A 26,703-nucleotide genomic window follows, 5' to 3' on the forward strand; every position below is an offset into this window, starting at 1 on the left:
TTATTCCCTTATTGAAAAATTTAAGGTGCAAGATTTAAGGTCAAGACTTAAGAGGAAGGCCAAAAATAGTCCAGCACAATATCATAATCACCCTGATAGCTACCCGATATCTGGGGCTGAATTTTTTTATCCAGGGCAAAAGATTGCTCTAACTGTGTCAGCAAGCCATCGGCTACCAGGCGAACAATAATCTCATCCCCCTCGACACTTAATACATTAGCATGGCGAACCGCCGCAACCGATTCCAGATAGTTAATCGCCCGGGCATAATTAATAAAATCATCAATACCGCTGAGCCTTAGTAGTACGCCATTGTCGGCGATATTAACTGGCGCGATAGCGTATTGCTGAGCCAACAACTGCGCCACCTGATCAATAGCTACCGCTATATAATCGTTAGCTGCCATGGCTTCGGCATCAAAACTCTGTCGCTGCTCCGCATAGTTATACTGCCAACTCCCCAGCCACTCGCCATTGGTTAGCAAGCTAACACGGCCAAACAATACTGTATCCGCCTGATAGCGTTCAGCGGCGGCATTGGCCTTTGGGTGATTCAATTGCCAGAGTTGGCTGGTGGAAACCGCCACCATATCTTCCAGATCCAGTGTCGGTAATTTAATCGCCAAACCCCGGCGCTGCGCATTGATAGTGATGGCCTGAATAATATCGGCATCGGTCTCGGCATTGGCAAAGCGGCGTTTATTGCCCTCGGCTACCACCAGCCATAGTAATACCGTGGGGCGATTACTGGACCATAGGGGTAAACCGGCTGCGCGCAGGGTGGCATCTACCAGCTTGGGTTCAAATTCAATTACCGCGTACAGCTGTTCAGTGGGCTGGTCAGGCTTATCCTCGGTCTTATCAGCCTGCCAAACTAACCCGGGGCGGGTTTCATAGCGGAACTGCCTGGTATATTGAGTGGCTTTTTTAAGGGCTGCTTTGATGGCCGACTGCTGCGCCAACCCGGCATCGCCGGAAACACGGACAAACACCGTACTCAAGCCCTCACGGGTGGCCCGTCGCAGTTCCTGGCTGGACTGGGACGCTACCGGTACCGCGATATCATAGAGGCCATCTACCTGCTCAGCAGCAGTCAGCAGCGGAAAAAACAGGCTCAATGCTATAGCAAGCTTGCAAATGATCAAATGTCGAAAAAACAAAATAGCTTATCCCAAACCGGTGATTTATGGAGCGCATTGTAGCAATCTCAATCAGTCAGTACAGCTTTGATCACGATTACGGCAAAGAACCGAATTTATAGTCGTACTCCAGCGGCATTCAAGCTAAAATAGCGCGCCTGTAAACAGACCCTCTAACACTGAACCCTTAAGACCAAAACAAGAGCCCAGCCAATCCATGAGCGAACAAACTCCCAAACAATCCCTGAGCTATAAAGATGCCGGCGTAGATATCGATGCTGGTAACGCCCTGGTTGACCGTATCAAACACGTCGCCAGGCGCACCCGTCGCCCCGAGGTGATGGCCGGTCTGGGAGGCTTTGGCGCCCTGTGTGAAATCCCTGAAGGCTATAAGCAGCCAGTACTGGTCTCCGGCACCGACGGTGTAGGTACTAAATTGCGACTGGCCATGGATCTGGGTATCCATAACACCATCGGTATCGACCTGGTGGCCATGTGTGTTAATGACCTGATTGTAGCCGGTGCAGAACCGCTGTTTTTCCTCGACTACTACGCCACCGGTAAACTGAATGTTGATACTGCCGCGGCCGTGGTTGAAGGAATTGGCAAGGGTTGTGAATTATCCGGCTGTTCATTGGTTGGCGGCGAAACCGCTGAAATGCCCGGTATGTACGAAGGCGAAGACTACGACCTGGCAGGCTTCTGTGTCGGCGTAGCAGAAAAGTCCGAGATTATTGATGGCAGCAAAGTCAGCACCGGCGACACACTGATTGGCCTGGCCTCATCCGGCCCTCACTCCAATGGCTATTCCTTAATCCGTAAAATTATCGAAGTCAGCGGTGCTGACCTTAGCCAAAGCGCTGGTGATAAAACCCTGGCAGAAGCTTTAATGGCCCCCACCCAGATTTACGTTAAGGCGATCCTGGCATTAATGAAAAGCTGCTCTGTTAACGCACTCTCCCATATTACCGGCGGTGGTTTACTGGAAAACATCCCCCGCGTATTGCCTGACAATGCCAAAGCGGTGATCGATCTAAACAGCTGGCAAATGCCCGAAGTATTTAACTGGCTGCAAGAGCAAGGCAATGTTGATGCCGTTGAAATGTACCGCACCTTTAACTGCGGCGTAGGAATGGTGTTAGCGGTACCTGGCAGTGAAGCCGAGCAAGCACTGGCGGTATTAAAAGAACAGGGCGAAACCCCTTGGGTGATTGGCCAGATTGCCGCTGCGGCAGAAGGCGAAGAACAGGTAGAATTGCAAGGGCTATAATTGATGAGTGCCTCTACCTCCCCTTGCAAACTGGTTATCCTGGTTTCTGGCAGCGGCTCCAACCTGCAATCGTTTATTGATGGCATCAACAACGGCAGCCTGTCTGCTGATATCGCTGCGGTATTTAGCAACCGTCCCAAGGCCTATGGCCTTGAGCGTGCAGCCAATGCTGGTATAGCCACTGAAGCTATTGACCACACCGAGTTTGAAAGCCGCGAAGCCTTTGATGCCAAACTAATGGAGCGCATCGACAGCTACTCCCCCGACCTGGTTATCCTCGCCGGCTTTATGCGCATACTTACACCGGGCTTTGTGCAAAATTATCACGGCCGCTTATTGAACATTCATCCTTCATTGTTGCCCAAGTACCCAGGCCTGCACACCCACCAGCGCGCTATTGACGCCGGTGACCCGCAAACCGGAGCCACCGTACACTTTGTGACTGAAGAGCTGGACGGAGGCCCTGCCATTATTCAGGCGGCCGTTAATATAGAAACCGGTGACACCGCTGAGACACTGGCTAAACGTGTACTCACTAAAGAACATATTATCTACCCGCAGGCAGCGCAGTGGTTTGCTGAAGGTAGACTAACACTGGAGTCTAATAATGCCATACTGGATAACACCCCACTCTCCGCTGGCGGCTATCAATATAACGATTAGACGTATCCTGCTAGCTGCATTGCTACTGGGACCCCCTGCCCTGGCCAATGCGAACCCCACCCATTCTATAAAGCCCTACAAAGCCATCTACAGCAGTAAAGTAAAAGGCGTGGCGGCGGAAGTGGAGCAAACCCTCAACAAAACCGACAACCAGCAATGGCAGCTGCGCAGCTATGCCTCTATGCTATTAACCAGTATTGAAAAAAAAGCGACCTTTGTCATAAAAGGCAATCAACTAATACCTCTTAGCTACCACTCCAGCAACGGGCTAATCAGTCAACGAAATAGCGAACTGGTATTTGATACAGAAAACCAAACCGTGCTTGATCAGCTACATGGCAAAGAAGCCCTGCCATTGATAGAAAACACCTTTGATCATTTAAGCTTTCAGTCGCAACTGCGTTTGGATTTATTAAACGATGCACACTTCAAGCAAAAAACCTATCACCTGATTGATCGCAGCAAACTCAAAACCTACCAGGTCAAAAAACTGGGTGAAGAAACTATTACTACACCACTGGGTACCTTTACTGCGGTTAAGTTAGAACAGCGCCGCCCCAACAAAAATAAATACATCCTAATATGGCTAGCCAAAGACTGGGATTATTTTTTACTGCGCATCGTCAGGATTAAAGAGGGTAAAGAAGAATATCAAATTGATTTAAAAACTGCCGAGCTGGATGGGCAGATGATAAAAAGTATAGAGGGCATCAAAACCGAATAAACACTATCGTTAACATACCTCAAACAAACCCGCCGCGCCCATACCACCACCAACACACATAGTAATCACCACATACTTTACCCCGCGGCGGCGGCCTTCAATCAATGCATGCCCCACCATGCGAGCACCACTCATTCCATAAGGGTGGCCAATCGAAATCGCACCGCCATTGACATTGAGTCGCTCAATAGGAATACCCAGGTGATCACGACAATAAAGCACCTGCACAGCAAAGGCTTCGTTTAATTCCCACAGACCGATATCATCAATGCTTAAACCGTGGTGCTTTAGCAATTTGGGTATAGCCCATATCGGACCAATACCCATTTCATCCGGCTCACAACCGGCGACGGCCATACCTCGATAAACCCCTAACGGCTGCAAACCCCTTTGTTCAGCTAATTGGCTACTCATCAGCACACAAGCCGAGGCACCGTCCGATAACTGCGAAGCATTACCTGCCGTTATCGAACCACCGTCAATCACAGCATTCAGGCTGGCCAGATTGTCCAACTGGGTTTGCGGGCGGTTGCCTTCATCTTTGCTTAGCAATACTTCCTCGTAGCTAAGCTCTTTAGTTTCTTGATCAATAACAGATTTTATCGCATTAACCGAAACAATCTCTTGATCAAAAGCCCCTGCGGCTTGTGCAGCCGCCGTACGCTGCTGGCTTAACAGTGCATATTCATCCTGTGCTTCACGGCTAATGTTATAACGCCTGGCTACCACTTCTGCGGTTTCCAGCATCGGCCTGTAAATATCGGGGGCTATCTCCAATAGGTCCGGGTCTTCAGCACGAAAGTTATTCATATGCTCATTCTGCACTAGTGAAATACTTTCTATACCCCCCGCCACCGCAATGGACTGACCATCAAGAATAATCTGTTTGGCGGCGGTGGCAATAGCCATTAAACCGGAGGAGCACTGACGCTCAATAGACATGGCTGGCACAGTGACGGGCAAACCTGCCCGCAGTGCTATTTGCCGAGCGACATTCATACCGGTTGTGCCCTGCTGCAGCGCACAACCGAATACACAGTCATCCACTTCGGCGAACTCAATACCTGCACGCTCAAGGGCAGCTTTAACGGGAATCGCACCCAGGCTTGGGCCATTGATATTATTAAAGGCTCCCCTATAGGCTTTAGCAATGGGAGTGCGGGCGGTGGAAACAATAACAGCTTCGTTCATAGATATACCTGATAATAGTCGCGGGTAAAAACCTACTGACTATAGACATAAAAAAAGCCGCTAAGTAGCGGCTTTTTATAAATCAGGGCTTGGGTTTAACTATCTAAACCCTGATAGTAATCCATTAGGATTTGAGCGCACTCAGGTCGAGAAAACTCAGGCGGTGGTGCAATACCGTTGCCCAGCATTTCACGGACCTTGGTACCTGACAGCAGGATAAAATCATCCTTGCCGTGATCAGGAGCGTCTTTCATCATAATAACTTTGTCCAGTTTCTTGGAGTAAGCCGTATGGTCAGCGCGGTAGATTTCAATCTCCAGAGCACCTTCAGGGACTTTTTCATCAAAGATGGTTTGCGCATCAAAGCCGCCGTAGTAGTCGCCAACACCGGCGTGGTCACGGCCGACAATAAAGTGGGTACAACCACAGTTCTGGCGGAATACGGCGTGCAGTACCGCTTCACGTGGGCCGGCGTACAACATATCAAAGCCGTAACCGGTGATCATCACCGTATTGGCCGGGAAGTAAACCTCTACCATTTTACGGATACAGTTATCGCGCACATCAGCTGGAATATCACCCGGCTTCAATTTACCCAACAGCATATGAATCAGGATACCGTCGCTGCCCAAGTCTTCCTGCGCCATGCGGCAGAGTTCTTCGTGGGCGCGGTGCATGGGGTTACGGGTTTGGAAGGCTACAGCTTTTTTCCAACCGCGCTCGGTCATTTCGTTGCGAATTTCTACCGCGGTGCGGAAGGTATCCGGGAAATCGGTTTGGAAGTAGCTGAAGTTTAGTACCTGGATAGCGCCAGATAGCAGGTTATTGCCCTGCCCTTTAAAGGCAGCTACACCTGGGTGCTCAGGGTCCAGGGTGCCGAAAATATTCTCAGCCATAAAATCAATTTGCTCATCGCTAACCGTTTCAATCGCATCGATATCCATAATGGCCAACACAGGGTTGCCTTCAACATTAGGGTCACGCAGCGCAATCCGCTTGGCATCACCAATAGAGCTGATATCGTTATTAAGGTTAACAATGGGCACAGGCCAGAATAAACCGTCGGTGGTGTGCAGATTTTCTGCCACGGCCAAAGAATCGGCCAGGTTCATATAACCGGTTAACGGAGTGAAGTAGCCAGCGCCCAGCATTACAGCATTGGCGGCGGCGGCAGAACTGACCAGCAGTGAAGGCAGGGTTGCTGCTTCGGCATTCAGGGCGTGGTGTTGTTCAGTATCGTAGACGAATAATGGTTTTAGCTCGTCTGCACCATGGGGTTTAATCATTGATCTTTCCTTTTGCTTTTACTTTCGCTTTTAAATTAGGCGGATAAGAGGCCGCGTTCTTCCAGCAGAGCAAGCAGTACGCTCACTTCCTCTTCCAAAGACATTTCATGACTGTTGAGCACCACTTCTGCGTTTAGAGGCTCTTCGTAGGGGTCAGAGATACCGGTAAAGTTTGGAATCTCACCGGCGCGGGCTTTCTTATACAAGCCCTTGGGGTCACGGCTTTCGGCCACATCTAATGGGACGTCCACAAAGACTTCGATAAACTGCATACCAGCAGCTTCGTGGAGTTCTCGGACTAAGTCGCGGTCAGCGCGGTAGGGGCTGACAAAGCTGGACAGGGTAATCACACCCACATCCACAAACAGTTTGGAAATTTCACCGATGCGGCGAATATTTTCAGTGCGATCTTCAGCGCTAAAGCCCAGGTTTTTGTTGATACCCAGGCGGATATTGTCGCCATCAAGTCGGTAGGTCAGTTTGCCTTTGGCGGTCAGGGCCTGCTCAAGGGCTACGGCTACGGTGCTTTTACCGCTGCCGGAAAGGCCGGTAAACCAGAGGGTAGCGCCTTTTTGGTTAAGGATTTTGTTACGGTCTTCGCGGGTGACGTCACCCTCGTGCCAGTGGACATTGGTCGCTTTTTGTTCAGTCATGCTATTCTCGGCCCTGGTTTACGGGTTTATTAATCAGCTTGTTAGATTTTTGGGAGCGCGGAGTGTACATGATTTGTCCGTTTATAGCCAAAGCAATGGCTGTGAATATGCTCCTGTCATGCCCCTGTGTAGTAACGAATCAATCCCAGTACCAGTAATAGCATGATGGAGACCATCGCAATACGGGACATTTTTGCCTGTTGCTGCTCGTCCACCGGCTTGGCATGGCGCTCTGTGAGTTTGACGACAATAAACAGGGCGGCAAATAAAACCCCCAGAACCAATAATAAATTACCCATGTTACATGTCCCCCTCCAGTTTCTGCTGTCGCCGTTTTGCCAGTATTTCCCGCTTATCCGCATACCAGCCTGAGGCATCAATAATTTCGCCGTCTTCCCTTAGGGCCGGGTACTCAAAGCGGTGGGTACGGCAAAAGTCGCGGATTTTGGGGTGGGCCCATTCAAAGAATAAGCGGTCGTATTCGGCCGTGTCGATACGTTGCTGGTCATACAGCCCAGCCAACTGACGCTGGTGGCGAGCTTCGCTAAGGATAATGCCTGCAGCTACGGAGACATTAAAGGATTCCACCATCCCCACCATGGGGACAGTGACGTGAATATCCGCTAATGCGCTAGCCTCATCACTGATGCCGTCTTTTTCTGCCCCCATCAGCAGGGCCGTTGGTTTGGTAAAGTCCACTTCGTGGTAATCCACTGCCTGCCTGGATAAATGCGCCGCCACAATTTGAAAGCCCCGGGCCTTGAGTTCGCCAACCGGGGTTTGCAGTTCACGGTAGCGGTGGACTTTGACATAGCGATGGCTGCCCAGCGCGGTACCGCGAAATGAGTGGTAGTCTTTATCACCAATCACGCAGTGTACATCCCCTACTCCCACGGCGTCGGCGGTGCGGACTATGGCTGAGAGGTTGCGGCCTTTATGAACGTAATCGGTTAATACGGTTAAGTCCGGCTGGCGTTTATCCAGGGTGGCGCATAGGCGGTTAAAACGTTCTGGGGTCATGGGGCAGTAGCACTAGCCCAACAGGCGAATGCCTTTCTCCTCGATAGCTATGCGGCGTTGTTTATACAGCGCTCCAATCGCTTTTTTATACACTTTTTTACTGATTTTAAACACTGAGCGAATAGTTTCCGGCGAGCTTTTGTCGGTAATCATTAAGTAGCCGTCGTGCTCTTTAAGTACTTCAAGAATTTGCCCAGCCACACCAGAGATTTTTTCATAGCCCGGTTGGGTCAGGGTAATATCCAGCCGGTTATCATCACGCACTCGTTTTACATAGCCAGAAATTCGGTCGCCTTTGTTAAGCGGCTGGAAAACTTCGTTGCTATAGAGCATACCCCAATAGGCGCTATCAACAATGGCTTTAAAACCCAGCTCGGTTTTATCGGCAACCATCAGGTCAACCTCCTGACCCACGGTATAGCCGGTAGTTTCTTCCTTCAGGTATTTATCAATACGGGATGAGGCCGCTAAACGGTTGCTGTTATCCAGATAGACTTTAACCAGTACGCGTTTCCCCTCTACCGGAGGAAATTTCTGTTGTGCAAAAGGCAGTAGTAAATCTTTGGGCAAGCCCCAGTCGAGAAAGGCCCCTACTTTGTTGATCTCAACCACTTTAAGCCAGGCAAAGTCACCTTCGCAGGCATGGGGAGTATCGGTGGTGGCGATTAATCTATCATCCGAATCAAGATAGATAAAAACCGTTAGATTATCACCCAGCTGGGCCTGGTCTTTAAGAAAGCGCTGGGGTAACAGGATTTGCCCAAAATCACCGCCATCCAGAAACACGCCAACATCGCTATCTTTTACGATTTCGAGTTGATTAAATTGTCCGATGGCAACCATGGGTTTTGACCTGTGTGTGATTACACTTCGTAATCGATTAAGCGACGTTCGCTGATAATGCTTTTAATAAAAGGCAGTACGGCTTTATGCTCGGGGTGGCCGGCATAGACTTCCAGGGCCTCCCGTGATTCAAACTCTGAGTATAGCGCCATATCGGCGGAGTCGGGGCTTTCGGAAAAATCCACCCCCACTTCTACTTTGATCAAGCCAGGAATTTTACCATTCATACCTTCAATCAGGGCTTTAGCCTGGGCAATGCTTTCGGCTTTGCTGCGACCCTCTACGCCCTCTTCAATCTTAAATAGCAGTATATGTTTTATCACTATAAGTCCTCTGTTGCTTTCTAGCGCTAAGCCGCTTTTACCGCATCCTGGTTTTCACCACCAAAGATTTCAATCACCGCTGAGATTAAGGCGGCCAGTTCCAGTGTCATAATGGAGAAGTCGACATCAAACTGTTCCGCCGCATCATGGGCATCTACCTGGTTAGCTTTTTCCTGGATAATATCATCGAAGGTCAGACGCTTTATGGCCAGGGCATCATCCACTACAAACTCAATACCACCACTAAAGCTTAAACCGAGTTTGCTAACGTACATACCAGCCTTAATATGATTGTTAATTTCGGTGGAAGTCAGATCCTGGTGTTTGCAACGAATCACACCGCCTTCATCGGTAGGATCTTTTAATTCACACTCATGACCAAACTCGAAATTTTTCGGTGCATGGCCGGTTTTCAACCAGGAGGTCATGGCGTGCTGGGGAATATTATTCGCCGTTACTGGAATCACAGGCACACTGCCAATACTTTCCCGCAGGGTGCTAATCAGTTCTTCGGCCTTTTTGCTGGAGGCGCTGTTAACGACTAACAGTCCTTCTTTGGGGGCGATATAAGCAAACTGTAATGAAGAGCGGGCAAAGGCTTTTGGCAATAACTCAAAGGTAATTTCTTCTTTGAGGTTCATCCGTTCTTTACGACCTACTGAACGGCCTTCCTGAGTTTGTATGGCCAGGGCTTTTTCAGCCACTTGCTCATTCACTACGGAGGCAGGTAGTACTTTGTCCTGCTTTTTTGCACAGAGCATAATATAGCCACCGGCGGCATGAACAAATTCAGTACCGTGATGCCCTAGAGGGGGCACCCAACCATATTGGGATAAGTCCTGGCTACCGCAGGGCTTGAAGGCATATTGTTCAAGTTGTTCACCTAGCTCTTCGGGAGTTAGCTCGAAGGGTTTGGTGAAGCGGTAGACTTGTAAATTTTTAAACCACATCTTTATTTAATTCCTACAAAGACCCGTCATTCCCGCGAAGGCGGGAACCCAGCGCTGTAGATTTCCGCGTACGCGGAAATAACAGCATAAGCATGCAGGCTGGATTCCCGCCTTCGCGGGAATGACGGGGGCTGGCGTCTAGCTAACGATATCAATCAATTCGACGTCAAAGACTAATGTCGCATAAGGCCCAATAGCACCACCGGCACCACGCTCACCATAAGCCAACTGATAAGGCAGATATAAACGCCATTTAGAACCCACACCCATCATTTGCAGGGCTTCAGTCCAACCGGCAATCACACCATTAACAGGGAATTCCGCTGGCTCACCGCGATCAACAGAGCTGTCAAAAACAGTGCCGTCGACTAAAGTACCGTGGTAATGAGTACGAACAGTAGAAGTTGCAACCGGCTTTTCGCCATCGCCTGCTACCAGTACTTCATACTGCATACCGCTTTCAGTAACAGTCACTTCATCGCGCTTGGCGTTGTCGGCTAAAAAGGCTTCCCCTTCGGCGGACATTTCTTTTGATTGTTCAGCCTCCTTAGCTTGCATGCGCGCATTGATTTCTTCATAGGCTGCACTGAGTAACTCAGTCTCAACAGCACTGGGCACACCGTTAAGAGCGTCTCTAACACCTTCAACCACGGCATCCATCTCAATACCATCAAAAGGGTTGCCCGCTAGCTGGTCGCCCATTTGGCGGCCCACACCGTAGCTGACGCGTTGTTCTACTGTTGTATATTTCTCAGACATAAGTTTCACTTCACCGGATATTAAAAAGGCGCGCATTCTAGCATAAAGCCTGTGGCGATAAACCCGAATTGTGGACCAGCCAGCATAATCGGCCGCCATCAACTCTGGGCGAGGCATAGCGGCCATTGTCTGCTATGATGACCTAATGCCCTTTAAAAGACCCTCTCCGTGAAAAAAATTATCTCTAAAGCCGATATTCGTAATGATATGGAAAAACAAATTGCCGACTTCCTTAAAAAAGGCGGCGAGGTGGCGGAAATTGAACGGGGAATTAGTGGCAGGGAAAATCCCAACGGGCCATTAAAGCCCGACGGCACTGCTTTTCAACAACCCAAACAAGGCCGCACTTATGTACCTGAGGTGATTGCTGCCATTGATGCACGGCGCAATAAGAAGCTGGAAAAACCCAAGCCCAGTATTCGCCGGCCGCGAAAGAAAATTATTTATGATGATTTTGGTGAACCATTGCGCGAAGTTTGGGTGGATGAGTAATCCATACACCGCCCTATATCATAGGGTATGAGCCAGCCTGCCTGGTTGAAACATCAAAATACGCCTATCCAATTGATTTTATTACGTATTCCCCCCCTTTTTAAGTGACTTCTTAAACTATTCCCTAACTATTCCCTAACTATTCCCTAACTATTCCCTAACTATTCCCAACCATCCCCAACCATCCCTAAATCGCCACTGCTCGAGACAAGTGACTAAAAATCTCACTTTTTTTCACAAATAGACTTGCGAGATAAACAAAGCCCACTAAACTGTATAGTTATACAGTACTGGTCATTGATACAGACATGCTGATCGATACAGTACTTACCTGATTTATTAAACCGAACAGAAAACAGCAGAGAGAAGATGATGATGAACTCAGCCAGCAACAGCGTATTTACCCAGGTCGACTACCGTCAGTTTCGCCAGCACCTCGCGGATATCACCACTAATGCCGTTAAGGGTAAAGGTTACGAAACAGCCATCTATGACCGCAAAGGTGATATTCAGGCGATTGTTCACGCCGCCTCTATTGATACCAACGGCCGCTGCTACCCTGCGGAATACTTTATTCGCACATCGGCTATACCGGCTGTTGCTGAACTTGATTGGCAATACGCCGCTTAACTCCCTCCTGTAGGGTGGATTGCAATCCACCCTACCCCCTCCCCAGTTGGCCCCAAACTTATGCTATGATGCCGCCTCTTTAAAACAGGCCAAATCAGACCCCATTATGTATGTATTCTCCGTCAATGCCCGCACCCCCAAAGCTTTAGAAGGTTTTGCCAAAGGCGCTGAAGTACCCTTTATTATCTATATCAATTTCAAAGACCTGTTTGGTGCCGAGCAACTGTGCCAGATTTATTTAAAACAACAGGGCTTTGAAAGACCCGCGATTGAAAAAAGAAAATTGATTGAAGATAAATTTCTTGTTGACCAAAAACTCATTGCAGCCGACCCAGCCCTGAAAGAAGCGCTATCTACTGGTTACTCTATTCAAATCTTTAGCTCCCACTAAAACAATACCATGACCTTACAGCATTGCATTATCCACCAGATAGAGCGCCCGGTGCCCGGCGCTGATGTCACTACTACTCTGCGCGACGAAGAAAACAGCAGCTCCGGCCCTGCCTATTCGCTGTTTGAGCAACTCAAGCAAAGCTACCAGCGCAGCAGCCAAAAACAGTACGGTCATTTTGATAGTGAGCAAACCGATAACCCGGTGCCGGGTTGGTTGCAGGAACAACAGCAGGGTAAGTCACCTTTTGCCAGGACAACGCAACGGTTGTTAGAGCATTTGCAGCAAAAAATGGGCGACAATGACGAGGCTTTTTCTGCCCATATTCTATTTGCGCTGGAAACGGTAATGGACCAGGAGCAGCTGTATATTTTTTGGTTTAACCATGTTGAAGCTGCCCATATTGATAACACCCTGGATATAGCACCCACGCAATATATCGACAGTAATAAAATACTCTACGGAGCACGTCTGTTTATTGAAGAGTGGTTAGAAGAAGATTCGCAAAAATATCTTTCAATGATTACCAGCCGTGGTAATAAAAACTTAAGTGATACCTTCAGTGCCTTTCTTGGTTTTTCTACCGGCCTTGATCTGGTGGTTGAAACCAGTGAGTTCTTAACCATTGTTGACGACTATGCACAATCACTACCTGAAGAAAAAGTCACCGATTATAAAGGTAAAATTCTCGACTACTGTGTTGAGCAAGATAAGCAAGGGGCACCGGTTGTGTTTGAAGATATTTCCACACAACTGAACGAGCAACAACCCAAAGAATTTGCTGAATTTGTCTCTTCCAAACAAGAATCCCCCAAGGCAGAAATCTATACCGACCGAGGCAGTTTAAAGCGCTATGTGCGTTATTTTGGTCGCGATAAGAATATGAGTATCAGCTTTTCTGCTGATATGTTCGGCCAGAATATCGTCTATGACGAAGCCTCCGGCACTTTAACTATTAAAGAGATTCCCAAGTCCTTAAAACAGCAGTTGAAAAACTCTAATAAGCCAACAAAGGAATGATATTTACTATCAAAAAAATTGTGCTATAACTACTACCCAGAAACAAGGATGACCCTTCGGGGTTAATTAAATACTGTAAAAGGATAGCTAGTATGCATGATATATGGGTTACCGAACTAATGACCCGCGAGGTCACCACCTGTAAAGCAGAAACACTACTCACCGATGTAGTTAAAATGCTGCACAATCAAAAATTTTCATGCCTGGTCGTCGTCAAAGACGAAGCCCCCGTCGGCATAATCACCGAACGCGATATGGTCACCATCCTGGCCGACATGCTAGCCGATGTGAGCTGGGACTCTCTCTCCGTTGCCAACTTTATGTCTGTGGACCCCATCACTATTATGGAAGACCATACCTTATTTGAAGCAGTTGATATTATTCGCGAAGAAGGCATTCGCCATGCACCGGTGATTAACCGGGAAAACAAATTGATAGGCTTGCTGACTCAAACCGATATTATTAATGGCCTATATCGAGCAGCAGTATTAGAAGAAGCCTAAGATATATTTTGCAGTGGATAATCCTGCACCAGATTTTCAGTCGGTATTTTTAGGCCAGCATGCAGTTTTCGAATCATGGTTAAGGTCAGCTTGCGCCGATAACTCAACACTTCTGACACTCGACCTGAGTGGCCGATATAGGGAATCAGGTCTTTGTCCTTAAGCCCGTATTGCTCCATACGAAAGCGAATCACCTCAATCGGGTTGGCTGCTTTGATCGTGAAGTTTTTGGCTTCGTAGACTTCGACCAGCGTCCCTAAAATATCGAGCTCATCACCCTCGGGGGTATCAGCGCGGGCATCCATCAGCACCATAATACGTTTTAGTGCCGCCTCGTAATCTGCTTTGGTTTTAATAGGTTTGATTGTCATGGTTGTCATGGTTGTCATATAGTCACCGCATCTATTTTATTGTAGGCCTCGTGGGTACCCACAAAACGCACATATACCATCTTGTATGGGTAATTAATTTTTACAATTAGCCGGTAGTCATTACCCTTTATGTTAAATACCACCCGGCTATCTGGCAGTATGCTGGCGTTTCTAAACTGCGCCTTTAGCTCTTGAGGTGTAGACCAGTTTGCCTGTAATACCTCGTCATGCGATGCCTCTAACTGCCCCTGTGAATCCGAATAAGCTGGCTGCTGCCAGAACTCTCTCAAAGTCCTTTTTGAAATAATCCGCATATTAATTCCATTTCCTCCCATTATGGGAGCATTTATTGAATTGTCAAACACTATTTGCCAAAGGTTGTTTGGCCTGTTTAGTTGTTAGTTAATAGCACCGGATAGCATCCCTACCTTGGCTAGAAAAGTTTTACCTTTAAAATCAACAGCTTCTTTGTATGCGCCCTATTGCATGCGCAGGATTCACTCATTAACCCGATAAGCATCCATATGGATTTTCTCTACAAACCGCCCGAGCATAATCACCTGCCCACTATAGCGCTCATTCCCTGTACTGGTAAATTCAAAATTATAGGAACGCCATAGACACAGATCGCCGTTTTTGTTGCGCTTAAACCAAAAGCCCTTGAGCGCTACGCCATCATCCAATAATTGTACGTTCATTTTTTTACAATGATCCCGGGTCGACCTTAAAGCAATTTGCTTCACACCCTGGGCATTCCACCACAACATAGTAAAGGCAACAAAAATAAACCCGACCAGCAAATCCCCTAAATCATACATCGCCTTACCACATTAAATCATCAGGGATTTGGTAATCCGCATAGGGATCATCTTCATCCACTTCATTACTGGCCACTTCATTGGCTACAATCACCCGCTTGGGTAAACGCTGCTGTATTTTTCCCGCTACGCCTGCAGGTACCACTTCATATTTGTCATTCAAACTGACAATGGCTAAACGGCCACGACTAAGCTGCTCCAGCATGGTGTTATCAACCAGTATTTTTTTGATTTTTTTCTGGTCGGTAAAGTTGTAATCAATATCGGCACCCTCGCGAGACAAACGATTAACCTCGATTAGCTGCTTAACCTGTGCAGCAATCGCTTTTTTATCCGCTTCGGCCTTGCGCTGTTCATTTAACTGACGGTCGCGCTGTTGTTTCTCCTGACGGGATAGCTGTACTTGCTGCCTGGTTTCATCCACCACGCCATCTTTCGACTTGCGTTGCTGCTGAGTCTGTTTGGTTTTTTCTTTTTTGATTTGTTTGGCTTTCTTTTTATCTGCCAAGCCAGCTTTTAATAGCTGATCCTGTAATGAACCGGCCATTACGCCACCTCCTGAGTCACTTTATCTAACACATCTACCATATGGCCTCACTGATGATTTCATGGTTGATAGTCATTATTTATTGGGTCGTTATTCAATAATGCTAGTTTACTGTGAAAGCGTCTTTTTAAACACCGTCCACCGCAGGGAATATTCAACCGTGATGAAAAAACCCCCAATGTCACAAAATCATCAAAAAGCACAGCTAGATTAGTAGTAATATCAGCAACTTGAACCATACTAGAAGCTCAATTTAGATAAGGATACACAATGGTTAGAAGAACAAAAATTGTTGCCACTATAGGCCCCGCCTCCGGCAGCCGTGAAATGATTGGCCGCCTGTTAGATAAAGGGGTGAATGTGTTTCGCCTTAACTTCTCCCACGGCTCCGCCGATGGCCACCGGCAGCAAGCGCAAATTATCCGGGAGGTCTGCGCCGAGAAGAAGATTTATGCTGCGATTTTAGGTGACTTGCAAGGCCCCAAAATTCGCATTGGCGATTTACATAAAGAGTCCCTGACACTGCCTGATGGTGGTGAGATTACCCTGACCATTGATGACAGCAAAGAGAAAACCGATAGCTGTGTCTCTGTAGGCTATAAGGCCCTGCCCTCTTCTGTGACTGTCGGCGATACCCTGCTGTTAGATGACGGGCTTATTCAGCTAACAGTCAATGATATTGAAGGTGACGATGTCCATTGCCAGATTAAAGTGGGCGGAGAATTAAAGTCACGTAAAGGCCTCAACCGCTTGGGTGGTGGTTTATCGGCCCCTGCTATTACTGAAAAAGACCTGGCTGATATTGAACTGGCAGCGGAACTTAAGCTGGATTTCCTGGCTGTTTCCTTCCCCAGTTGCGCTGATGACCTGATACCGGTTAAACAGAAGTTAGCAACCCTGAATGTCACCATTAATATTATTTCCAAGATTGAACGCGCCGAAGCCGTGGCTAGCGATGATACGCTTAACGAGTTGATTAAAGCCTCAGACGGCGTGATGGTGGCCCGTGGTGACCTTGGCGTTGAAATTGGCGACGCCCAATTGATAGGCGTACAAAAGAAAATCATTCGCCAGGCCCGCCGTGCTAATAAGCCAGTGATTACTGCCACACAAATGATGGAATCAATGATTAATGCACCGGTGCCAACCCGCGCTGAAGTCTTTGATGTGGCCAATGCCGTATTAGATGGTACCGATGCCGTTATGCTATCCGCCGAAACCGCCACCGGGAAATACCCGGAGAAAGTGGTTGCTGCTATGGCCGATGCCTGCCTGGGCGCAGAGCAACACCCGGATACACGAACTTCCGGTTACCGCATTGATAAAACCATCGGCACGATTAATGAGTCGATCGCATTAGCTGCCATTTATGCCGCCAATCATCTTGAAAATGTCAAGGCGAGTATTTGTTTAACCGAATCCGGCGCTACCGCATTGATTATGTCGCGGCTAAGTTCAAGCCTACCCATTTATGGAATTTCCCGTCACCAGCAAACCTGCCAGCGCATGGCGCTGTACCGTGGGGTTGTGCCTATTTTTGTAGACCTTAGCCATAACAATGGCGATACGCTCTATCCCGCCGCACTGGAAACCGCCGCCAAGCCAGCCTCGCTACAACAAGGTGACCGGGTGATTATTACCTATGGCGATATTCACGGCTCAGGGGGTATGACTAATAACGTTAAAATCCTTGAATACCAGGGTTAAGTGAGCGCCCCATGTTGATTCTCTCTACCCATGTCACGATACCCAGCCATGAATTGGAAATTACTGCTATTCGGGCACAAGGTGCCGGCGGCCAGAATGTTAACAAGGTATCTTCAGCTATTCATTTACGTTTTGATGTCAAAGCCTCATCACTGCCAGACTTTTATAAACAGCGGCTACTGCAACTTAGCGACCAGCGCATCAGTAAAGACGGAGTGATTGTGATTAAGGCCCAGACCCATCGCACCCAGGAAAAAAATCGTGACGATGCCCTGCAACGCCTGAAAGAGCTGATTAAAAAAGCGACCCAATTAACCAAAACACGCCGCCCGACCAAAGCCACTAAAGGCTCACAAAAAAGGCGTATGGATAAGAAAACCCAGCGCGGTAAAACCAAGGCTTTGCGGGGTAAACCCATGATCTAGGTGCGCTATTGAAGTCCGCAGTGGATAAAAGGTAATACCACTCGACCCAGCGGTCGGACAAAAGCAGTATTAGCGTATAAACTCAACTATTATGAAGCACCTGATCACAACCTCTAACGGAATAACAACATCACCATGAGCGAAACAGATCTGTCAACGTTATTGGAGTTATTGCCTAAATACTCCCCATTTAACAGCCTGGATACTGACTTTTTAACCATGCTCGCCAGGGACATTAGCCTTAAGACCGGCGATGTGGGCCAATGCCTGTTTGAGAGCGGTGATTTTGACGCCGATGAGTTTTATTTGATTAGCGGCACCATTAGCCTGATTGCACAGGATGGCCGGGAAAACCTGATTAGTACAGATAGTACCAATGCCAGGTTTCCCATCGCCCGCCTGCGCCCTCGAATGTATACCGCCAAAGCGGCAACCCCCATCAGCTATTTTGTTATCAGCGCTTCAGTATTAGACGAACTGCAAAGCAGTACCCGTAAAAACGACAGCAATGTGCTGGTTAAAGAGATGCAGCAAAAAGCCGGTGAAGAAGGCCACTCGCTGGTCTATGAATTTGAACAAGAGTTAAATACCGGCCGCTTTGTCTTACCCAGTTTGCCCGAGGTGGCTTTTCGTATTCGCGAGTTAATCGACAACCCCGAATGCAGCATGGAAGACCTGGCAAAACTGGTTAATACTGACCCAGCCATTGCCACCAAACTGGTAAAAGTCGCTAACAGTGTGATGTACCGGGGCGCCAGCCACTGCGATGATACCCAAACCGCTATTGCGCGTTTGGGCCTGACTACGACCAAACAGTTGGTGACCAGTTTTGCGGTACTCGCCCTGTTTGAAACCAAGTCACACTTATTCAAAGATCATATGCGCCGCCTGTGGCAGCAGAGTGTTGAGGTGGCCGCCTATAGTTATGTGTTAGCCAAACAACTGCCTGGCTTTAATAAGGAAGAAGCGCTGTTAGCGGGTTTGATTCACAGCATTGGTGAGATTGTGGTATTGACCTATGCAGAACGTTTTTACGATTTATCCACCGATGAGAATCGCTTAAATATTGCTACTACCAATCTGCGAAGCAAGCTTGGTGAAATGGTATTAACTCGCTGGGGCTTTACCGAGGACTTAATCACGGTAGCCAGGGAGTCCGGTGACTGGATGCGCGGCAGTGGTAGCATTGCCGAGGACGGTTCAGACTTTGATTATTGTGACTTGGTGCAGGTGGCTACGCTTTATGCACTGCAAGGCAAAGAAAATGTCAGCCCGCCATTACCGGAAATTAATTCCGTCCCCGCTTTTGAAAAACTTAAAAAACACCAGCTAACATCTGAACAAACTACGGCAATTGTTGAAGCAGCCAAAGATCAAATTGCTGAGTTACGGTCGATTTTTAATAATTAACGTCATACCCCCCCTACCGTCATTCCCGCGCAGGCGGGAATTAATCTGTAACCAATGCCACTCTCACCGCATCCAGCTTGAGTTGCGCGCCCTGCAAGTAACGCTGCAAACTCACCGACGTTTCTTGCAGGTATAACACTTCTTCCTGGCGAATATTAGGGTTTACCGCTGCCAGTGCTTGTAAACGCTGCAACTCTGCCACTTGTTCGGTTTGCATTTTACCGGCAGCTTCCGCGATTAATTCATCTTTTTTCGGCTCGGCCAATTCTTCAGCGCGGCTAATCATAGCGCTGATTTGTGGGCGTGCATGGCGAATTAAATCCTGGGCGCTGCGCTTGGCCACTTTCTGCCCCAGTTTATCTAAATGCGCTGGCGTGAGTATTTTGCTTAAATCGGTTTTATTGCTATCGACTACAATACGTAAAGTGGTTAAGGGTAAGTAACGTTGTAACTGTAATTCACCGGGCGCCGTGCAATGCACCACAAAAATGGCTTCCAACAGTACGGTGCCCGCTTTTAAGGGCGGTAATTTCAGGGTACAAAAAGCGGTATTACCAAAATCGCCGCTAAGCACCATATCCATAGCACCGGTGACCATAGGGTGTTCCCAGCTAAGAAATTGCATATCTTCCCGGGATAAAGCCACTTCACGGGAATAGGTTGCCGTCACCCCTTCATCGGTTAAACCGGGGAAGGTATGTTCCAGCATATGATCACCGGGCCGCAAAATAACACTAGCGGCACTGTGGTGTTCTTGCTCTACACCGTACTGGTCAAACACCTGCTCCATATAAGCGGATAATTCCTGACGGCGCTCTTCTTCAATCATGGTCTCGACAATCACATCGGCCTTTTCGTGATTGCAGGAATTTAGTTCCAATAATCGATCTCTACCTTGCTGCAGGGTCTGCAAGGTCTCTGCGGTTTTAGTTTTGGTTTCATTAATCAGCTGTTCCAACGCCGCGCCATTGTCGCCGCTGTTTAAGCACTGACTTAAGGACTGCTCAAACTGTTGGTATAAGGCCAGGCCTGCAGGGCAAGTGCGTTCAAACGCGTTGATACCCTCGTGATACCAACGTAATAAAACCTGCTGCGCCGTATCTTGATAAAACGGCACATGAATATCTACAGTATGACGCTGGCCGATACGATCCAAACGACCAATACGCTGTTCCAAAAGATCAGGGTTAAGCGGTAAATCGAACAACACCAAATGATGGGAGAACTGAAAGTTGCGCCCTTCACTGCCAATCTCGGAACAGATTAATACCTGTGCCCCCTCTTCATCATCGGCAAAGTAGGCTGCGGCCCGATCTCTTGCCACCAGGGATAAACCTTCATGGAATACCGCCGACTGTACACCGCCGCGTAAACGTAGATGCTCTTCTAAATCCAATGCGGTTTCTGCCCGCGCGCAGATCACTAACACTTTTTCTGTGCGGTGACCTTTTAACCAATCAGCCAACCAGGCTACCCGTGGATCTTCCGCTATCCAACTACCACCCAGTAATAACTCCGGGGCCAGTAACTCTTCTATGGATGCGTGCAAAATAGCATCGTTGTAACGGTCAGCGGGCTCTAAGGGATATGAGTGTAATTCTCTATCTGGAAAACCTGCAACCGATGAGCGGGTATTACGAAATAGCACACGCCCGGTACCGTGGCGATCTAATAAACTACTGATCACCGTGGTGATGGCATCATCAAATTCTGCCGAAGGCTCTGTCACTAAAGTTTGCTGTAACGGTACTAGCGATGCATCACCTAAATAACCGCCGAGTTGCTCCAGCAAGTTGCTATTAGTTTGCAACTGCTCGAAAACATCATCCGCCAATAAATGCTGCACCAACTCATTCACCGGCTGGTGTTTTTTCTCATCTTCAATAAAGGTGGCCAGATCATAATAGCGGTCGGGGTCCAGTAACCGTAAACGGGCGAAGTGACTGGCCACACCTAATTGCTCCGGTGTTGCTGTCAGCAGTAGCAAGCCTCTGGCCTGGCGCGCCAGGGTTTCAATACAACGATAGGCGGGGCTGGTTTCAGCTTCACTCCACTGCAGGTGGTGAGCTTCGTCGACAATTAATAAATCCCAATCCGCAGCAGCAGCCTGGGCCTGGCGCTCGGGGTTATTAGTTAAAAATGAAAGTGTACACAGTACCAGTTGAGCGCTTTCAAAAGGGTTGTAGTTATCGTCTTGTACTTCGGGCACTTCGTCAAAGAAAGGATCACTGTCAACATCACCCAACTCCTCCAGACCTTCGCAACGGGCTTCATCCAGTATGGTAAAAAACAGATTAAAGCGGCGCAGCATTTCTACCAGCCACTGGTGCAATAGACTATCGGGCACAACAACCAGTACGCGTTTGGAACGGCCGCTAATTAATTGTTGGTGCAAGATTAAACCGGCTTCAATGGTTTTACCCAAACCCACTTCGTCCGCCAGCAATACCCTGGGGGCATGTCGGTTGGCCGCTTCGCTGGCAATATAGAGCTGGTGAGGTAGTAACTGTACCCTGGGACCTAACAAGCCCCTGACCGAGGATTGTTGTTGGTGACGGATATTATCCAGCGTTTGGCAGCGCAGTTGAAAGGCGCGGTTTTTATCAATCTGGCCGGCGAACAGGCGGTCCTGGGGTTTACTAAACTGGATAAAACTATTGAGGTCTATTTCCGGCAGGATAACGGTCTCGCCCTGCTCATCCACACCGTTGTAGATGATGCAGCCCTGATTTTCCATCACATCGCTAACGGTAATTAACTCGCCCTGCTCATTTTGTACTTGCTGGCCCACTTCATATTGCACACGGCTGATAGGAGCATTGTCCACCGCATAAGTGCGGCGTTCGCCGGAGGCTGGAAAACTTATTTCTACACGGCGGTTGGCCAATTCCACTACAATGCCAAGGCCTAATTCAGATTCGGTATTACTTATCCAGCGCTGGCCGGGAACAAAAACAGGTGAGGACACAGACTTCTCGCAGGTCAATTAATCACTAGGAATGGGCGCGGATAATAAGGGATAAGAAAACCAACGGCAAAGGTTTTATCCACCCGCCATTCCCTATAAGCTTAGTTGTTTTCAGGTACCTCAATAAGAAACCGGCAGGAAACACCATGAGTTCAGATATTGGCCAGCAAATGCAGCAACTCTATAGCCAGTTTGGCCAGTTAGATGGCGTAGTTATTGAACTGCACAAGGAACTGCTGGCGGTACGCATCACCAACAAGGCAGCTACTGCTACAGTGTTTTTGCAGGGTGCCCAGGTCAGCCATTATCAAACCGCTGGCAAGCCTGCGGTTATCTGGTGCAGTGATACATGTGATTATCGTGAAGGGACACCGCTCAGGGGCGGTATTCCTGTGTGCTGGCCATGGTTTGGCGATATTCACCGCAATGCTAATGCCGTACAGCAGCAAATTCCTGCTGCCGGTGAGAACTTAACTGCCCACGGTTTTGTGCGCAGCCGTTTATGGGAGCTAGCCTCCGTCGAAACTCCCGACCCGCATACCACGCGCCTGGAACTGCAATTAAGCCTGGCTGACAATGAAGAACCACTATGGCCTTACGCCTGTGAGCTAAGCATGGTGATTACCGTTGGAGAAAGCCTGAGTCTGGACTTCTCGGTTAATAACCTCAGTAGTGAAACCGTTAGCTTTGCCAGCGCCCTGCATACCTATTTTGGCGTCAATGCCATTGACGATACGATAGTTGGCGGCCTCGACGAACACACGTACATTGATAGCCTCGATGACTGGCAAGAAAAACAACAGCACGGCAGCCTGGTGATTGACCAGGAAGTGGATCGCATTTACCGCGGTACCGATCACGCTATTACCATCAAAGATGCCCAACAACGCATCACCCTGGAAAGCGAGGGCAGCAACAGCGCTATTGTCTGGAACCCGTGGATAGACAAATCCAAACGCTTGTCTAATTTTGCCGATGATGATTATCTGCGTATGTTGTGTATTGAAACGGCCAATGCAGAGCAGGACTATATTGAACTGGCCCCTGGCAGCCGCCATCACCTCAAGCTGAGTATTTCAACCTCTATCTGACACGTAATCAGCTATGCTAACCAGGTATAGCAACTATGAAACGAATTTGGATACAGCTAATTATGATTGAACCCATTAAAACCTTTCTGAAATTAGAAAGCGCGGGCGGCATTATGCTGGTGATTGCCACGGTGCTGGCGTTGATCTTTGCCAATACACCGCTGCAGGCTCTCTATAACGGCTTGCTGGATATTCCGGTTCAAATACGTTTTGCCGAGTTTGAAATTGCTAAACCGTTATTGCTCTGGGTCAATGATGGTCTGATGGCGGTGTTCTTTTTCCTGGTGGGTTTGGAATTAAAACGTGAATTGGTGGATGGTGAACTGTCATCCCCCAGCAAGATTATTTTGCCCGGTATTGGCGCAATTGGCGGCATGGCAATACCAGCACTGATTTATAGTTGGTTTAACTGGAATAACTCTGCCGCCATGCAAGGCTGGGCTATTCCCGCCGCCACTGATATCGCCTTTGCCCTGGGTGTTTTGACCCTGTTGGGCAAGCGTGTTCCCACCGCCCTTAAAATCTTTTTAGTGTCGCTGGCGATTATCGATGATATTGGTGCCATTATTATTATCGCCCTGTTTTATACCAGTGATTTATCGGTTACCTCATTGGTGATTGCGGCTATCTGTTTGGTGATTTTATGGGTGCTTAACCGGCGCAATGTCACCAGCATGACGCCTTATATTATCTTTGGCCTGATTTTATGGGCTTCGGTATTAAAGTCTGGAGTGCATGCAACCCTTGCCGGTGTAGCATTGGCATTTTTTATCCCTTATAAAAATAGGCAAGGCGGTTCTCCGGTTAAAGAACTGGAGCACGATTTGCACGGCACAGTAGCCTTTTTTATCCTGCCATTATTTGCCTTTATGAATGCTGGCGTGGTGATGAACAGCGAAGCGATGGTGGATATTTTTACCGCCATTCCACTAGGTATCGCGCTGGGTTTATTCGTGGGCAAGCAGGTGGGTATTTTTGGTTTATGCTGGCTGGCGGTAAAAATTAAACTGGCGCCACCGCCATCGATTAGTTGGTCACAGCTTTATGGTGTATCCATTCTATGCGGTATTGGCTTTACGATGAGTTTATTTGTGGGCTCGCTAGCCTTTGAGCAGACCGGGGAAAATTATTTAGCGGTAGACCGTTTGGGTATTTTGATGGGTTCTTTTGCCTCGGCGATTGTGGGTTATCTGTTCTTATATCTAACACTGCCGAAAGAAGACGCCGACGAATAATTGCGTCAGCTATCACTTGTTTTCACTGTTTGCTGCTCCAGTTTTTTATAGAAGCTGCAATGTAAAGCCAGCACGGCTAGTGGGTAAATAGCGGTAACTGTTGTGGGTCATCGATGCCGGTATCCTGAAACCGTACGCCTAAGCCCAATAGACGAACCGGTAAACCATCACCGCGCTGGAAGGAGTCACTGCACAGCTGTTTAAACACGGCGATGCGGGGCGAGCCTGCGGTAACACACTCCATGGTGGTGGACTGGAAGTTATTAAATTTCACTTTAACAAATTGTTTATGCACCCGATATTTACTGGCAGCAGAACTGTTGGTTAACTTCTGTAGGCGCTGGGTGAGCTGTTGAAATAGTGCCGGAAGCTGACCCAGACAACCCTGTACTGAGGGCAGGTCCGCGGCATAGGTATGCTCTACACTCAGTGACTTGCGGTTACGGCTGGTTTTAACCGGGCGCTGGTCGATACCTCTGCTTAAATCATAGAGCCGCGGCCCAAAGCTGCCAAAGCGGTCGGACAATTCATAAATGTTGTAGGCGCGAAGGTCACCACAATTTTGTATGCCCATACGATGCATTTTTTCAGCGGTGACTTTGCCTACGCCATATATTTTATTAACCGGCAGATATTGCACAAAGTCTTCAACTTTAGCCGGTGGTATCACGCAGATGCCATTGGGCTTATTCCAGTCACTGCCAATTTTGGCAAGAAATTTGTTGGGAGCTACGCCGGCTGAGACGGTAATACCCACAGTTTCAAACACCCGCTGACGAATCTCTTCAGCGATTAAGGTAGCGCTACCCTTACAGGCATTGCTACCAGTGACGTCGATAAAGGCCTCATCTAATGACAGTGGCTCTACCAAATCTGAATAATCATAGAAGATATCACGCATTTGCAGGGCAGCTTCTTTATAGCGCTCCATTCTGCCGGGAACAACCAGCAGGTCAGGACACAGGCGATGGGCAGTGGCGGTAGCCATGGCAGAACGAACACCATAGGCACGGGCTTCATAGTTGCAGGTGGAGATAACACCCCGCCGATCAACGGAGCCCCCTACAGCAATGGGGCGGTTTCTAAGGCTGGGATCATCCCGCATTTCTATAGCAGCAAAAAAGCAGTCCGCATCGCAATGGATAATTTTGCGGCCAGTTTTGGGGGCAGGCTCAGCGCTGTCATTATCCTTATGAAGTGTTCGATTCCCTGTTTGCGGTAGCAATATAGTCATCGATGGGGCTTTGTTGTTATTAACTGTATGAATACACAGTATATAGCAATTCTGGTAAATGGCCAGAATGCTCAACCCACCACGTCATTCCCGCGAAGGCGGGAATCCAGTGCTGTTATTTCCGCAGCAGCGGAAATAACAGCATAAGCATGCAGGCTGGATTCCCGCCTTCGCGGGAATGACACGGTTTTACAAATTACTCACCTATCCCACGTAAATGCTACAATCTCCACAAATCAAATCACCCCCATCAGGAATCCTTATGTCCATCGGTAGCTGGAACCCAGATCTGGAACAAAGCCAAACCAACATAACAATTAATAATGATGATCTATTGCGCTTTATTGATTTTAGTGAAGATGAGCAATTGGATGAAGTTGCTACCCTGCTCTCTCAAGATGAGCAACAACGGCTGGCTGGTTTGATGAGCCTGACTAAAGAACAATGGATTGCTGCAGCGGATAAGCTTAGTGATAACCAGATTATCCACTTAATGCGTTTTTTTACCGTAGCTGAAAAACTACCGGGCTGGGAAGCAGAAGGAAAGTCACCGGTTATTGGCTTGGGTAAAATACTAAAAAAACGCGGTACAGGCATTAACCGTGATTTAGTACTGTGGATTAAAGCGAATAGTGATAATCAATATTTGCCCCATGGGCCACTGCTATAGCTTCTGGGGGAGGTGGCTATTCAAAAGGCAGAACTTATGCCGCATTGATTACTACCTGTTTTCGAATGCTGCCAACTGTTCAGGCGTTGCTGCCAATTGATGTTTTTCTTTCCATTCACTATAGGGCATGCCATAAACAATTTCGCGGGCCTGGTCATAATTGACTGACTCGCCCCGCTCTTCGGCTTCCCCCATATACCACTTCGATAAACAATTGCGGCAGAAATTTGCCAAAATCATCAAATCAATATTTTGTACGTCTTTATTGGCATCCAAATGAGCTAATAAACGACGGAAAACAGCCGCTTCTACCTCTGTTGTTTTTTGTTGATCCATAATGGTGCCCTCTCTTTTAAAATTAAGTGAGTGA

Annotated in this window: 31 protein-coding genes; 14 read left to right on the plus strand and 17 right to left on the minus strand. The window is 48.1% G+C overall.

Going from position 1 to position 26,703, the window contains the following annotated elements; genetic code table 11:
- Window positions 1-47 precede the first annotated feature (47 nt).
- Window positions 48-1,118, minus strand: a complete 1,071-nt coding sequence (locus tag P8H32_RS02195) for a DUF2066 domain-containing protein (protein WP_301088364.1) — start codon at window positions 1,116-1,118, stop codon at window positions 48-50.
- 238 nt (window positions 1,119-1,356) lie between these two features.
- Here P8H32_RS02195 and purM point away from each other — a divergent pair, with 238 nt between their 5' ends.
- Genes purM through P8H32_RS02210 form a run of 3 tightly spaced genes read left to right on the plus strand, consistent with a single transcriptional unit; the run spans window position 1,357 to window position 3,796 of the window.
- The gene (purM, locus tag P8H32_RS02200; protein WP_297291810.1) at window positions 1,357-2,409 is read left to right on the plus strand and encodes a phosphoribosylformylglycinamidine cyclo-ligase; all 1,053 of its coding nucleotides are present in this window, start codon (window positions 1,357-1,359) and stop codon (window positions 2,407-2,409) included.
- A gap of 3 nt (window positions 2,410-2,412) precedes the next feature.
- Complete coding sequence (purN, locus tag P8H32_RS02205) at window positions 2,413-3,072, plus strand: phosphoribosylglycinamide formyltransferase (RefSeq protein WP_297291811.1); 660 nt, start codon at window positions 2,413-2,415, stop codon at window positions 3,070-3,072.
- Window positions 3,017-3,796 (plus strand): DUF3108 domain-containing protein, encoded by a 780-nt coding sequence (locus P8H32_RS02210; protein WP_297291812.1) that lies wholly within the window; start codon window positions 3,017-3,019, stop codon window positions 3,794-3,796. The genes purN and P8H32_RS02210 overlap by 56 nt, the downstream gene beginning before the upstream one ends.
- A gap of 9 nt (window positions 3,797-3,805) precedes the next feature.
- Here P8H32_RS02210 and P8H32_RS02215 read toward each other — a convergent pair whose 3' ends face one another.
- From P8H32_RS02215 to P8H32_RS02255, 9 genes are all read right to left on the minus strand, one after another.
- Window positions 3,806-4,987: an acetyl-CoA C-acyltransferase gene (locus P8H32_RS02215; protein WP_301088365.1), complete on the minus strand. Its 1,182-nt coding sequence runs from the start codon at window positions 4,985-4,987 to the stop codon at window positions 3,806-3,808.
- Between the two features lie 95 nt (window positions 4,988-5,082).
- A complete protein-coding gene (gene sat / locus P8H32_RS02220) occupies window positions 5,083-6,273 on the minus strand; it encodes a sulfate adenylyltransferase (protein ID WP_297291814.1) in 1,191 nt (396 codons plus the stop codon).
- Window positions 6,274-6,308: 35 nt separating this feature from the next.
- Window positions 6,309-6,926: an adenylyl-sulfate kinase gene (cysC, locus tag P8H32_RS02225; protein WP_297291815.1), complete on the minus strand. Its 618-nt coding sequence runs from the start codon at window positions 6,924-6,926 to the stop codon at window positions 6,309-6,311.
- 116 nt (window positions 6,927-7,042) lie between these two features.
- Window positions 7,043-7,225: a hypothetical protein gene (locus tag P8H32_RS02230; RefSeq protein WP_297291816.1), complete on the minus strand. Its 183-nt coding sequence runs from the start codon at window positions 7,223-7,225 to the stop codon at window positions 7,043-7,045.
- A 1-nt stretch (window position 7,226) separates the two neighbouring features.
- Window positions 7,227-7,946: a tRNA (guanosine(18)-2'-O)-methyltransferase TrmH gene (gene trmH / locus P8H32_RS02235; RefSeq protein WP_297291817.1), complete on the minus strand. Its 720-nt coding sequence runs from the start codon at window positions 7,944-7,946 to the stop codon at window positions 7,227-7,229.
- 12 nt (window positions 7,947-7,958) lie between these two features.
- A complete protein-coding gene (locus P8H32_RS02240) occupies window positions 7,959-8,789 on the minus strand; it encodes a S1-like domain-containing RNA-binding protein (protein WP_301088366.1) in 831 nt (276 codons plus the stop codon).
- Window positions 8,790-8,809: 20 nt separating this feature from the next.
- Complete coding sequence (locus P8H32_RS02245; RefSeq protein WP_297291819.1) at window positions 8,810-9,112, minus strand: Dabb family protein; 303 nt, start codon at window positions 9,110-9,112, stop codon at window positions 8,810-8,812.
- Window positions 9,113-9,138: 26 nt separating this feature from the next.
- Entirely contained in the window at window positions 9,139-10,062 is a 924-nt protein-coding gene (rdgC, locus tag P8H32_RS02250; RefSeq protein WP_301088367.1) for a recombination-associated protein RdgC, read from the minus strand.
- A gap of 138 nt (window positions 10,063-10,200) precedes the next feature.
- Window positions 10,201-10,821, minus strand: a complete 621-nt coding sequence (locus P8H32_RS02255) for an FKBP-type peptidyl-prolyl cis-trans isomerase (RefSeq protein WP_297291821.1) — start codon at window positions 10,819-10,821, stop codon at window positions 10,201-10,203.
- Between the two features lie 168 nt (window positions 10,822-10,989).
- Between P8H32_RS02255 and P8H32_RS02260 the strand changes: the two genes are divergently transcribed.
- The 5 genes from P8H32_RS02260 (at window position 10,990) to P8H32_RS02280 (ending at window position 13,857) form a co-directional block, all read left to right on the plus strand.
- Window positions 10,990-11,313: a hypothetical protein gene (locus P8H32_RS02260; protein ID WP_297291822.1), complete on the plus strand. Its 324-nt coding sequence runs from the start codon at window positions 10,990-10,992 to the stop codon at window positions 11,311-11,313.
- 369 nt (window positions 11,314-11,682) lie between these two features.
- Window positions 11,683-11,943: a hypothetical protein gene (locus P8H32_RS02265; protein WP_297291018.1), complete on the plus strand. Its 261-nt coding sequence runs from the start codon at window positions 11,683-11,685 to the stop codon at window positions 11,941-11,943.
- A 106-nt stretch (window positions 11,944-12,049) separates the two neighbouring features.
- The gene (locus P8H32_RS02270) at window positions 12,050-12,334 is read left to right on the plus strand and encodes a hypothetical protein (RefSeq protein WP_301088368.1); all 285 of its coding nucleotides are present in this window, start codon (window positions 12,050-12,052) and stop codon (window positions 12,332-12,334) included.
- Window positions 12,335-12,343: 9 nt separating this feature from the next.
- On the plus strand, window positions 12,344-13,354 hold the full coding sequence (locus P8H32_RS02275) for a nucleoid-associated protein (protein WP_301088369.1): 1,011 nt from the start codon (window positions 12,344-12,346) through the stop codon (window positions 13,352-13,354).
- Between the two features lie 92 nt (window positions 13,355-13,446).
- Window positions 13,447-13,857 carry a CBS domain-containing protein gene (locus P8H32_RS02280; protein WP_301088370.1) on the plus strand — a complete coding sequence of 137 codons (411 nt, stop codon included), beginning with the start codon at window positions 13,447-13,449 and terminating at the stop codon, window positions 13,855-13,857.
- Here the strand turns inward: P8H32_RS02280 and P8H32_RS02285 are convergent.
- From P8H32_RS02285 to P8H32_RS02300, 4 genes are all read right to left on the minus strand, one after another.
- Complete coding sequence (locus tag P8H32_RS02285; protein WP_297291019.1) at window positions 13,854-14,228, minus strand: type II toxin-antitoxin system HigA family antitoxin; 375 nt, start codon at window positions 14,226-14,228, stop codon at window positions 13,854-13,856. The two genes, P8H32_RS02280 and P8H32_RS02285, sit on opposite strands and share 4 nt — an antisense overlap.
- 14 nt (window positions 14,229-14,242) lie before the next feature.
- Complete coding sequence (locus tag P8H32_RS02290; RefSeq protein WP_367279141.1) at window positions 14,243-14,563, minus strand: type II toxin-antitoxin system HigB family toxin; 321 nt, start codon at window positions 14,561-14,563, stop codon at window positions 14,243-14,245.
- A 162-nt stretch (window positions 14,564-14,725) separates the two neighbouring features.
- Window positions 14,726-15,046 carry a DUF3301 domain-containing protein gene (locus P8H32_RS02295; RefSeq protein WP_297291013.1) on the minus strand — a complete coding sequence of 107 codons (321 nt, stop codon included), beginning with the start codon at window positions 15,044-15,046 and terminating at the stop codon, window positions 14,726-14,728.
- A 4-nt stretch (window positions 15,047-15,050) separates the two neighbouring features.
- Window positions 15,051-15,593, minus strand: coding sequence for a DUF2058 domain-containing protein (locus P8H32_RS02300; protein ID WP_301088372.1), 543 nt, complete (start codon window positions 15,591-15,593; stop codon window positions 15,051-15,053).
- A gap of 270 nt (window positions 15,594-15,863) precedes the next feature.
- On the opposite strand from P8H32_RS02300, the gene pyk reads away from it, so the two are divergent.
- The 3 genes from pyk to P8H32_RS02315 all read left to right on the plus strand — a co-directional run bounded on the left by pyk (window position 15,864) and on the right by P8H32_RS02315 (window position 19,135).
- Entirely contained in the window at window positions 15,864-17,300 is a 1,437-nt protein-coding gene (gene pyk, locus P8H32_RS02305; protein WP_297291011.1) for a pyruvate kinase, read from the plus strand.
- Window positions 17,301-17,311: 11 nt separating this feature from the next.
- Window positions 17,312-17,725 carry an alternative ribosome rescue aminoacyl-tRNA hydrolase ArfB gene (arfB, locus tag P8H32_RS02310; protein WP_297291010.1) on the plus strand — a complete coding sequence of 138 codons (414 nt, stop codon included), beginning with the start codon at window positions 17,312-17,314 and terminating at the stop codon, window positions 17,723-17,725.
- Between the two features lie 135 nt (window positions 17,726-17,860).
- Window positions 17,861-19,135 carry an HDOD domain-containing protein gene (locus tag P8H32_RS02315; RefSeq protein ID WP_301088373.1) on the plus strand — a complete coding sequence of 425 codons (1,275 nt, stop codon included), beginning with the start codon at window positions 17,861-17,863 and terminating at the stop codon, window positions 19,133-19,135.
- A 40-nt stretch (window positions 19,136-19,175) separates the two neighbouring features.
- Here P8H32_RS02315 and rapA read toward each other — a convergent pair whose 3' ends face one another.
- Window positions 19,176-22,103, minus strand: a complete 2,928-nt coding sequence (gene rapA / locus P8H32_RS02320; protein WP_297293181.1) for an RNA polymerase-associated protein RapA — start codon at window positions 22,101-22,103, stop codon at window positions 19,176-19,178.
- Between the two features lie 146 nt (window positions 22,104-22,249).
- Between rapA and P8H32_RS02325 the strand changes: the two genes are divergently transcribed.
- Together P8H32_RS02325 and nhaA are read left to right on the plus strand one after the other, a co-directional pair.
- Complete coding sequence (locus P8H32_RS02325; RefSeq protein ID WP_297293180.1) at window positions 22,250-23,194, plus strand: D-hexose-6-phosphate mutarotase; 945 nt, start codon at window positions 22,250-22,252, stop codon at window positions 23,192-23,194.
- A gap of 35 nt (window positions 23,195-23,229) precedes the next feature.
- Entirely contained in the window at window positions 23,230-24,429 is a 1,200-nt protein-coding gene (gene nhaA, locus P8H32_RS02330) for a Na+/H+ antiporter NhaA (protein ID WP_297293179.1), read from the plus strand.
- Between the two features lie 76 nt (window positions 24,430-24,505).
- On the opposite strand, the gene dinB is transcribed toward nhaA, so the two are convergent.
- Window positions 24,506-25,663 (minus strand): DNA polymerase IV, encoded by a 1,158-nt coding sequence (dinB, locus tag P8H32_RS02335; RefSeq protein ID WP_301088374.1) that lies wholly within the window; start codon window positions 25,661-25,663, stop codon window positions 24,506-24,508.
- A gap of 262 nt (window positions 25,664-25,925) precedes the next feature.
- On the opposite strand from dinB, the gene P8H32_RS02340 reads away from it, so the two are divergent.
- Window positions 25,926-26,333, plus strand: coding sequence for a hypothetical protein (locus P8H32_RS02340; RefSeq protein WP_297291463.1), 408 nt, complete (start codon window positions 25,926-25,928; stop codon window positions 26,331-26,333).
- Between the two features lie 51 nt (window positions 26,334-26,384).
- Here the strand turns inward: P8H32_RS02340 and P8H32_RS02345 are convergent, their stop codons facing one another.
- A complete protein-coding gene (locus P8H32_RS02345; RefSeq protein WP_297291464.1) occupies window positions 26,385-26,669 on the minus strand; it encodes a DUF1244 domain-containing protein in 285 nt (94 codons plus the stop codon).
- Between the last annotated feature and the right edge of the window lie 34 nt (window positions 26,670-26,703).

This window comes from Oceanicoccus sp. (assembly GCF_029238675.1).
Classification (GTDB): domain Bacteria; phylum Pseudomonadota; class Gammaproteobacteria; order Pseudomonadales; family Dasaniaceae; genus Oceanicoccus.

Coding starts and splice junctions, on each gene's coding strand:
- nhaA (WP_297293179.1), top strand. CDS start 23,230: ATGAAACGAATTTGGATACAGCTAATTATGATTGAACCCATTAAAACC.
- P8H32_RS02255 (WP_297291821.1), bottom strand. CDS start 10,821: ATGTCTGAGAAATATACAACAGTAGAACAACGCGTCAGCTACGGTGTG.
- P8H32_RS02315 (WP_301088373.1), top strand. CDS start 17,861: ATGAGCGAAACAGATCTGTCAACGTTATTGGAGTTATTGCCTAAATAC.
- P8H32_RS02295 (WP_297291013.1), bottom strand. CDS start 15,046: ATGTATGATTTAGGGGATTTGCTGGTCGGGTTTATTTTTGTTGCCTTT.
- purN (WP_297291811.1), top strand. CDS start 2,413: ATGAGTGCCTCTACCTCCCCTTGCAAACTGGTTATCCTGGTTTCTGGC.
- P8H32_RS02265 (WP_297291018.1), top strand. CDS start 11,683: ATGATGATGAACTCAGCCAGCAACAGCGTATTTACCCAGGTCGACTAC.
- P8H32_RS02340 (WP_297291463.1), top strand. CDS start 25,926: ATGTCCATCGGTAGCTGGAACCCAGATCTGGAACAAAGCCAAACCAAC.
- rdgC (WP_301088367.1), bottom strand. CDS start 10,062: ATGTGGTTTAAAAATTTACAAGTCTACCGCTTCACCAAACCCTTCGAG.
- trmH (WP_297291817.1), bottom strand. CDS start 7,946: ATGACCCCAGAACGTTTTAACCGCCTATGCGCCACCCTGGATAAACGC.
- dinB (WP_301088374.1), bottom strand. CDS start 25,663: ATGACTATATTGCTACCGCAAACAGGGAATCGAACACTTCATAAGGAT.
- P8H32_RS02210 (WP_297291812.1), top strand. CDS start 3,017: ATGCCATACTGGATAACACCCCACTCTCCGCTGGCGGCTATCAATATA.
- P8H32_RS02300 (WP_301088372.1), bottom strand. CDS start 15,593: ATGGCCGGTTCATTACAGGATCAGCTATTAAAAGCTGGCTTGGCAGAT.
- P8H32_RS02345 (WP_297291464.1), bottom strand. CDS start 26,669: ATGGATCAACAAAAAACAACAGAGGTAGAAGCGGCTGTTTTCCGTCGT.
- P8H32_RS02270 (WP_301088368.1), top strand. CDS start 12,050: ATGTATGTATTCTCCGTCAATGCCCGCACCCCCAAAGCTTTAGAAGGT.
- P8H32_RS02325 (WP_297293180.1), top strand. CDS start 22,250: ATGAGTTCAGATATTGGCCAGCAAATGCAGCAACTCTATAGCCAGTTT.
- P8H32_RS02215 (WP_301088365.1), bottom strand. CDS start 4,987: ATGAACGAAGCTGTTATTGTTTCCACCGCCCGCACTCCCATTGCTAAA.
- cysC (WP_297291815.1), bottom strand. CDS start 6,926: ATGACTGAACAAAAAGCGACCAATGTCCACTGGCACGAGGGTGACGTC.
- purM (WP_297291810.1), top strand. CDS start 1,357: ATGAGCGAACAAACTCCCAAACAATCCCTGAGCTATAAAGATGCCGGC.
- arfB (WP_297291010.1), top strand. CDS start 17,312: ATGTTGATTCTCTCTACCCATGTCACGATACCCAGCCATGAATTGGAA.
- P8H32_RS02230 (WP_297291816.1), bottom strand. CDS start 7,225: ATGGGTAATTTATTATTGGTTCTGGGGGTTTTATTTGCCGCCCTGTTT.
- P8H32_RS02280 (WP_301088370.1), top strand. CDS start 13,447: ATGCATGATATATGGGTTACCGAACTAATGACCCGCGAGGTCACCACC.
- P8H32_RS02285 (WP_297291019.1), bottom strand. CDS start 14,228: ATGACAATCAAACCTATTAAAACCAAAGCAGATTACGAGGCGGCACTA.
- P8H32_RS02290 (WP_367279141.1), bottom strand. CDS start 14,563: ATGGGAGGAAATGGAATTAATATGCGGATTATTTCAAAAAGGACTTTG.
- pyk (WP_297291011.1), top strand. CDS start 15,864: ATGGTTAGAAGAACAAAAATTGTTGCCACTATAGGCCCCGCCTCCGGC.
- sat (WP_297291814.1), bottom strand. CDS start 6,273: ATGATTAAACCCCATGGTGCAGACGAGCTAAAACCATTATTCGTCTAC.
- P8H32_RS02275 (WP_301088369.1), top strand. CDS start 12,344: ATGACCTTACAGCATTGCATTATCCACCAGATAGAGCGCCCGGTGCCC.
- P8H32_RS02240 (WP_301088366.1), bottom strand. CDS start 8,789: ATGGTTGCCATCGGACAATTTAATCAACTCGAAATCGTAAAAGATAGC.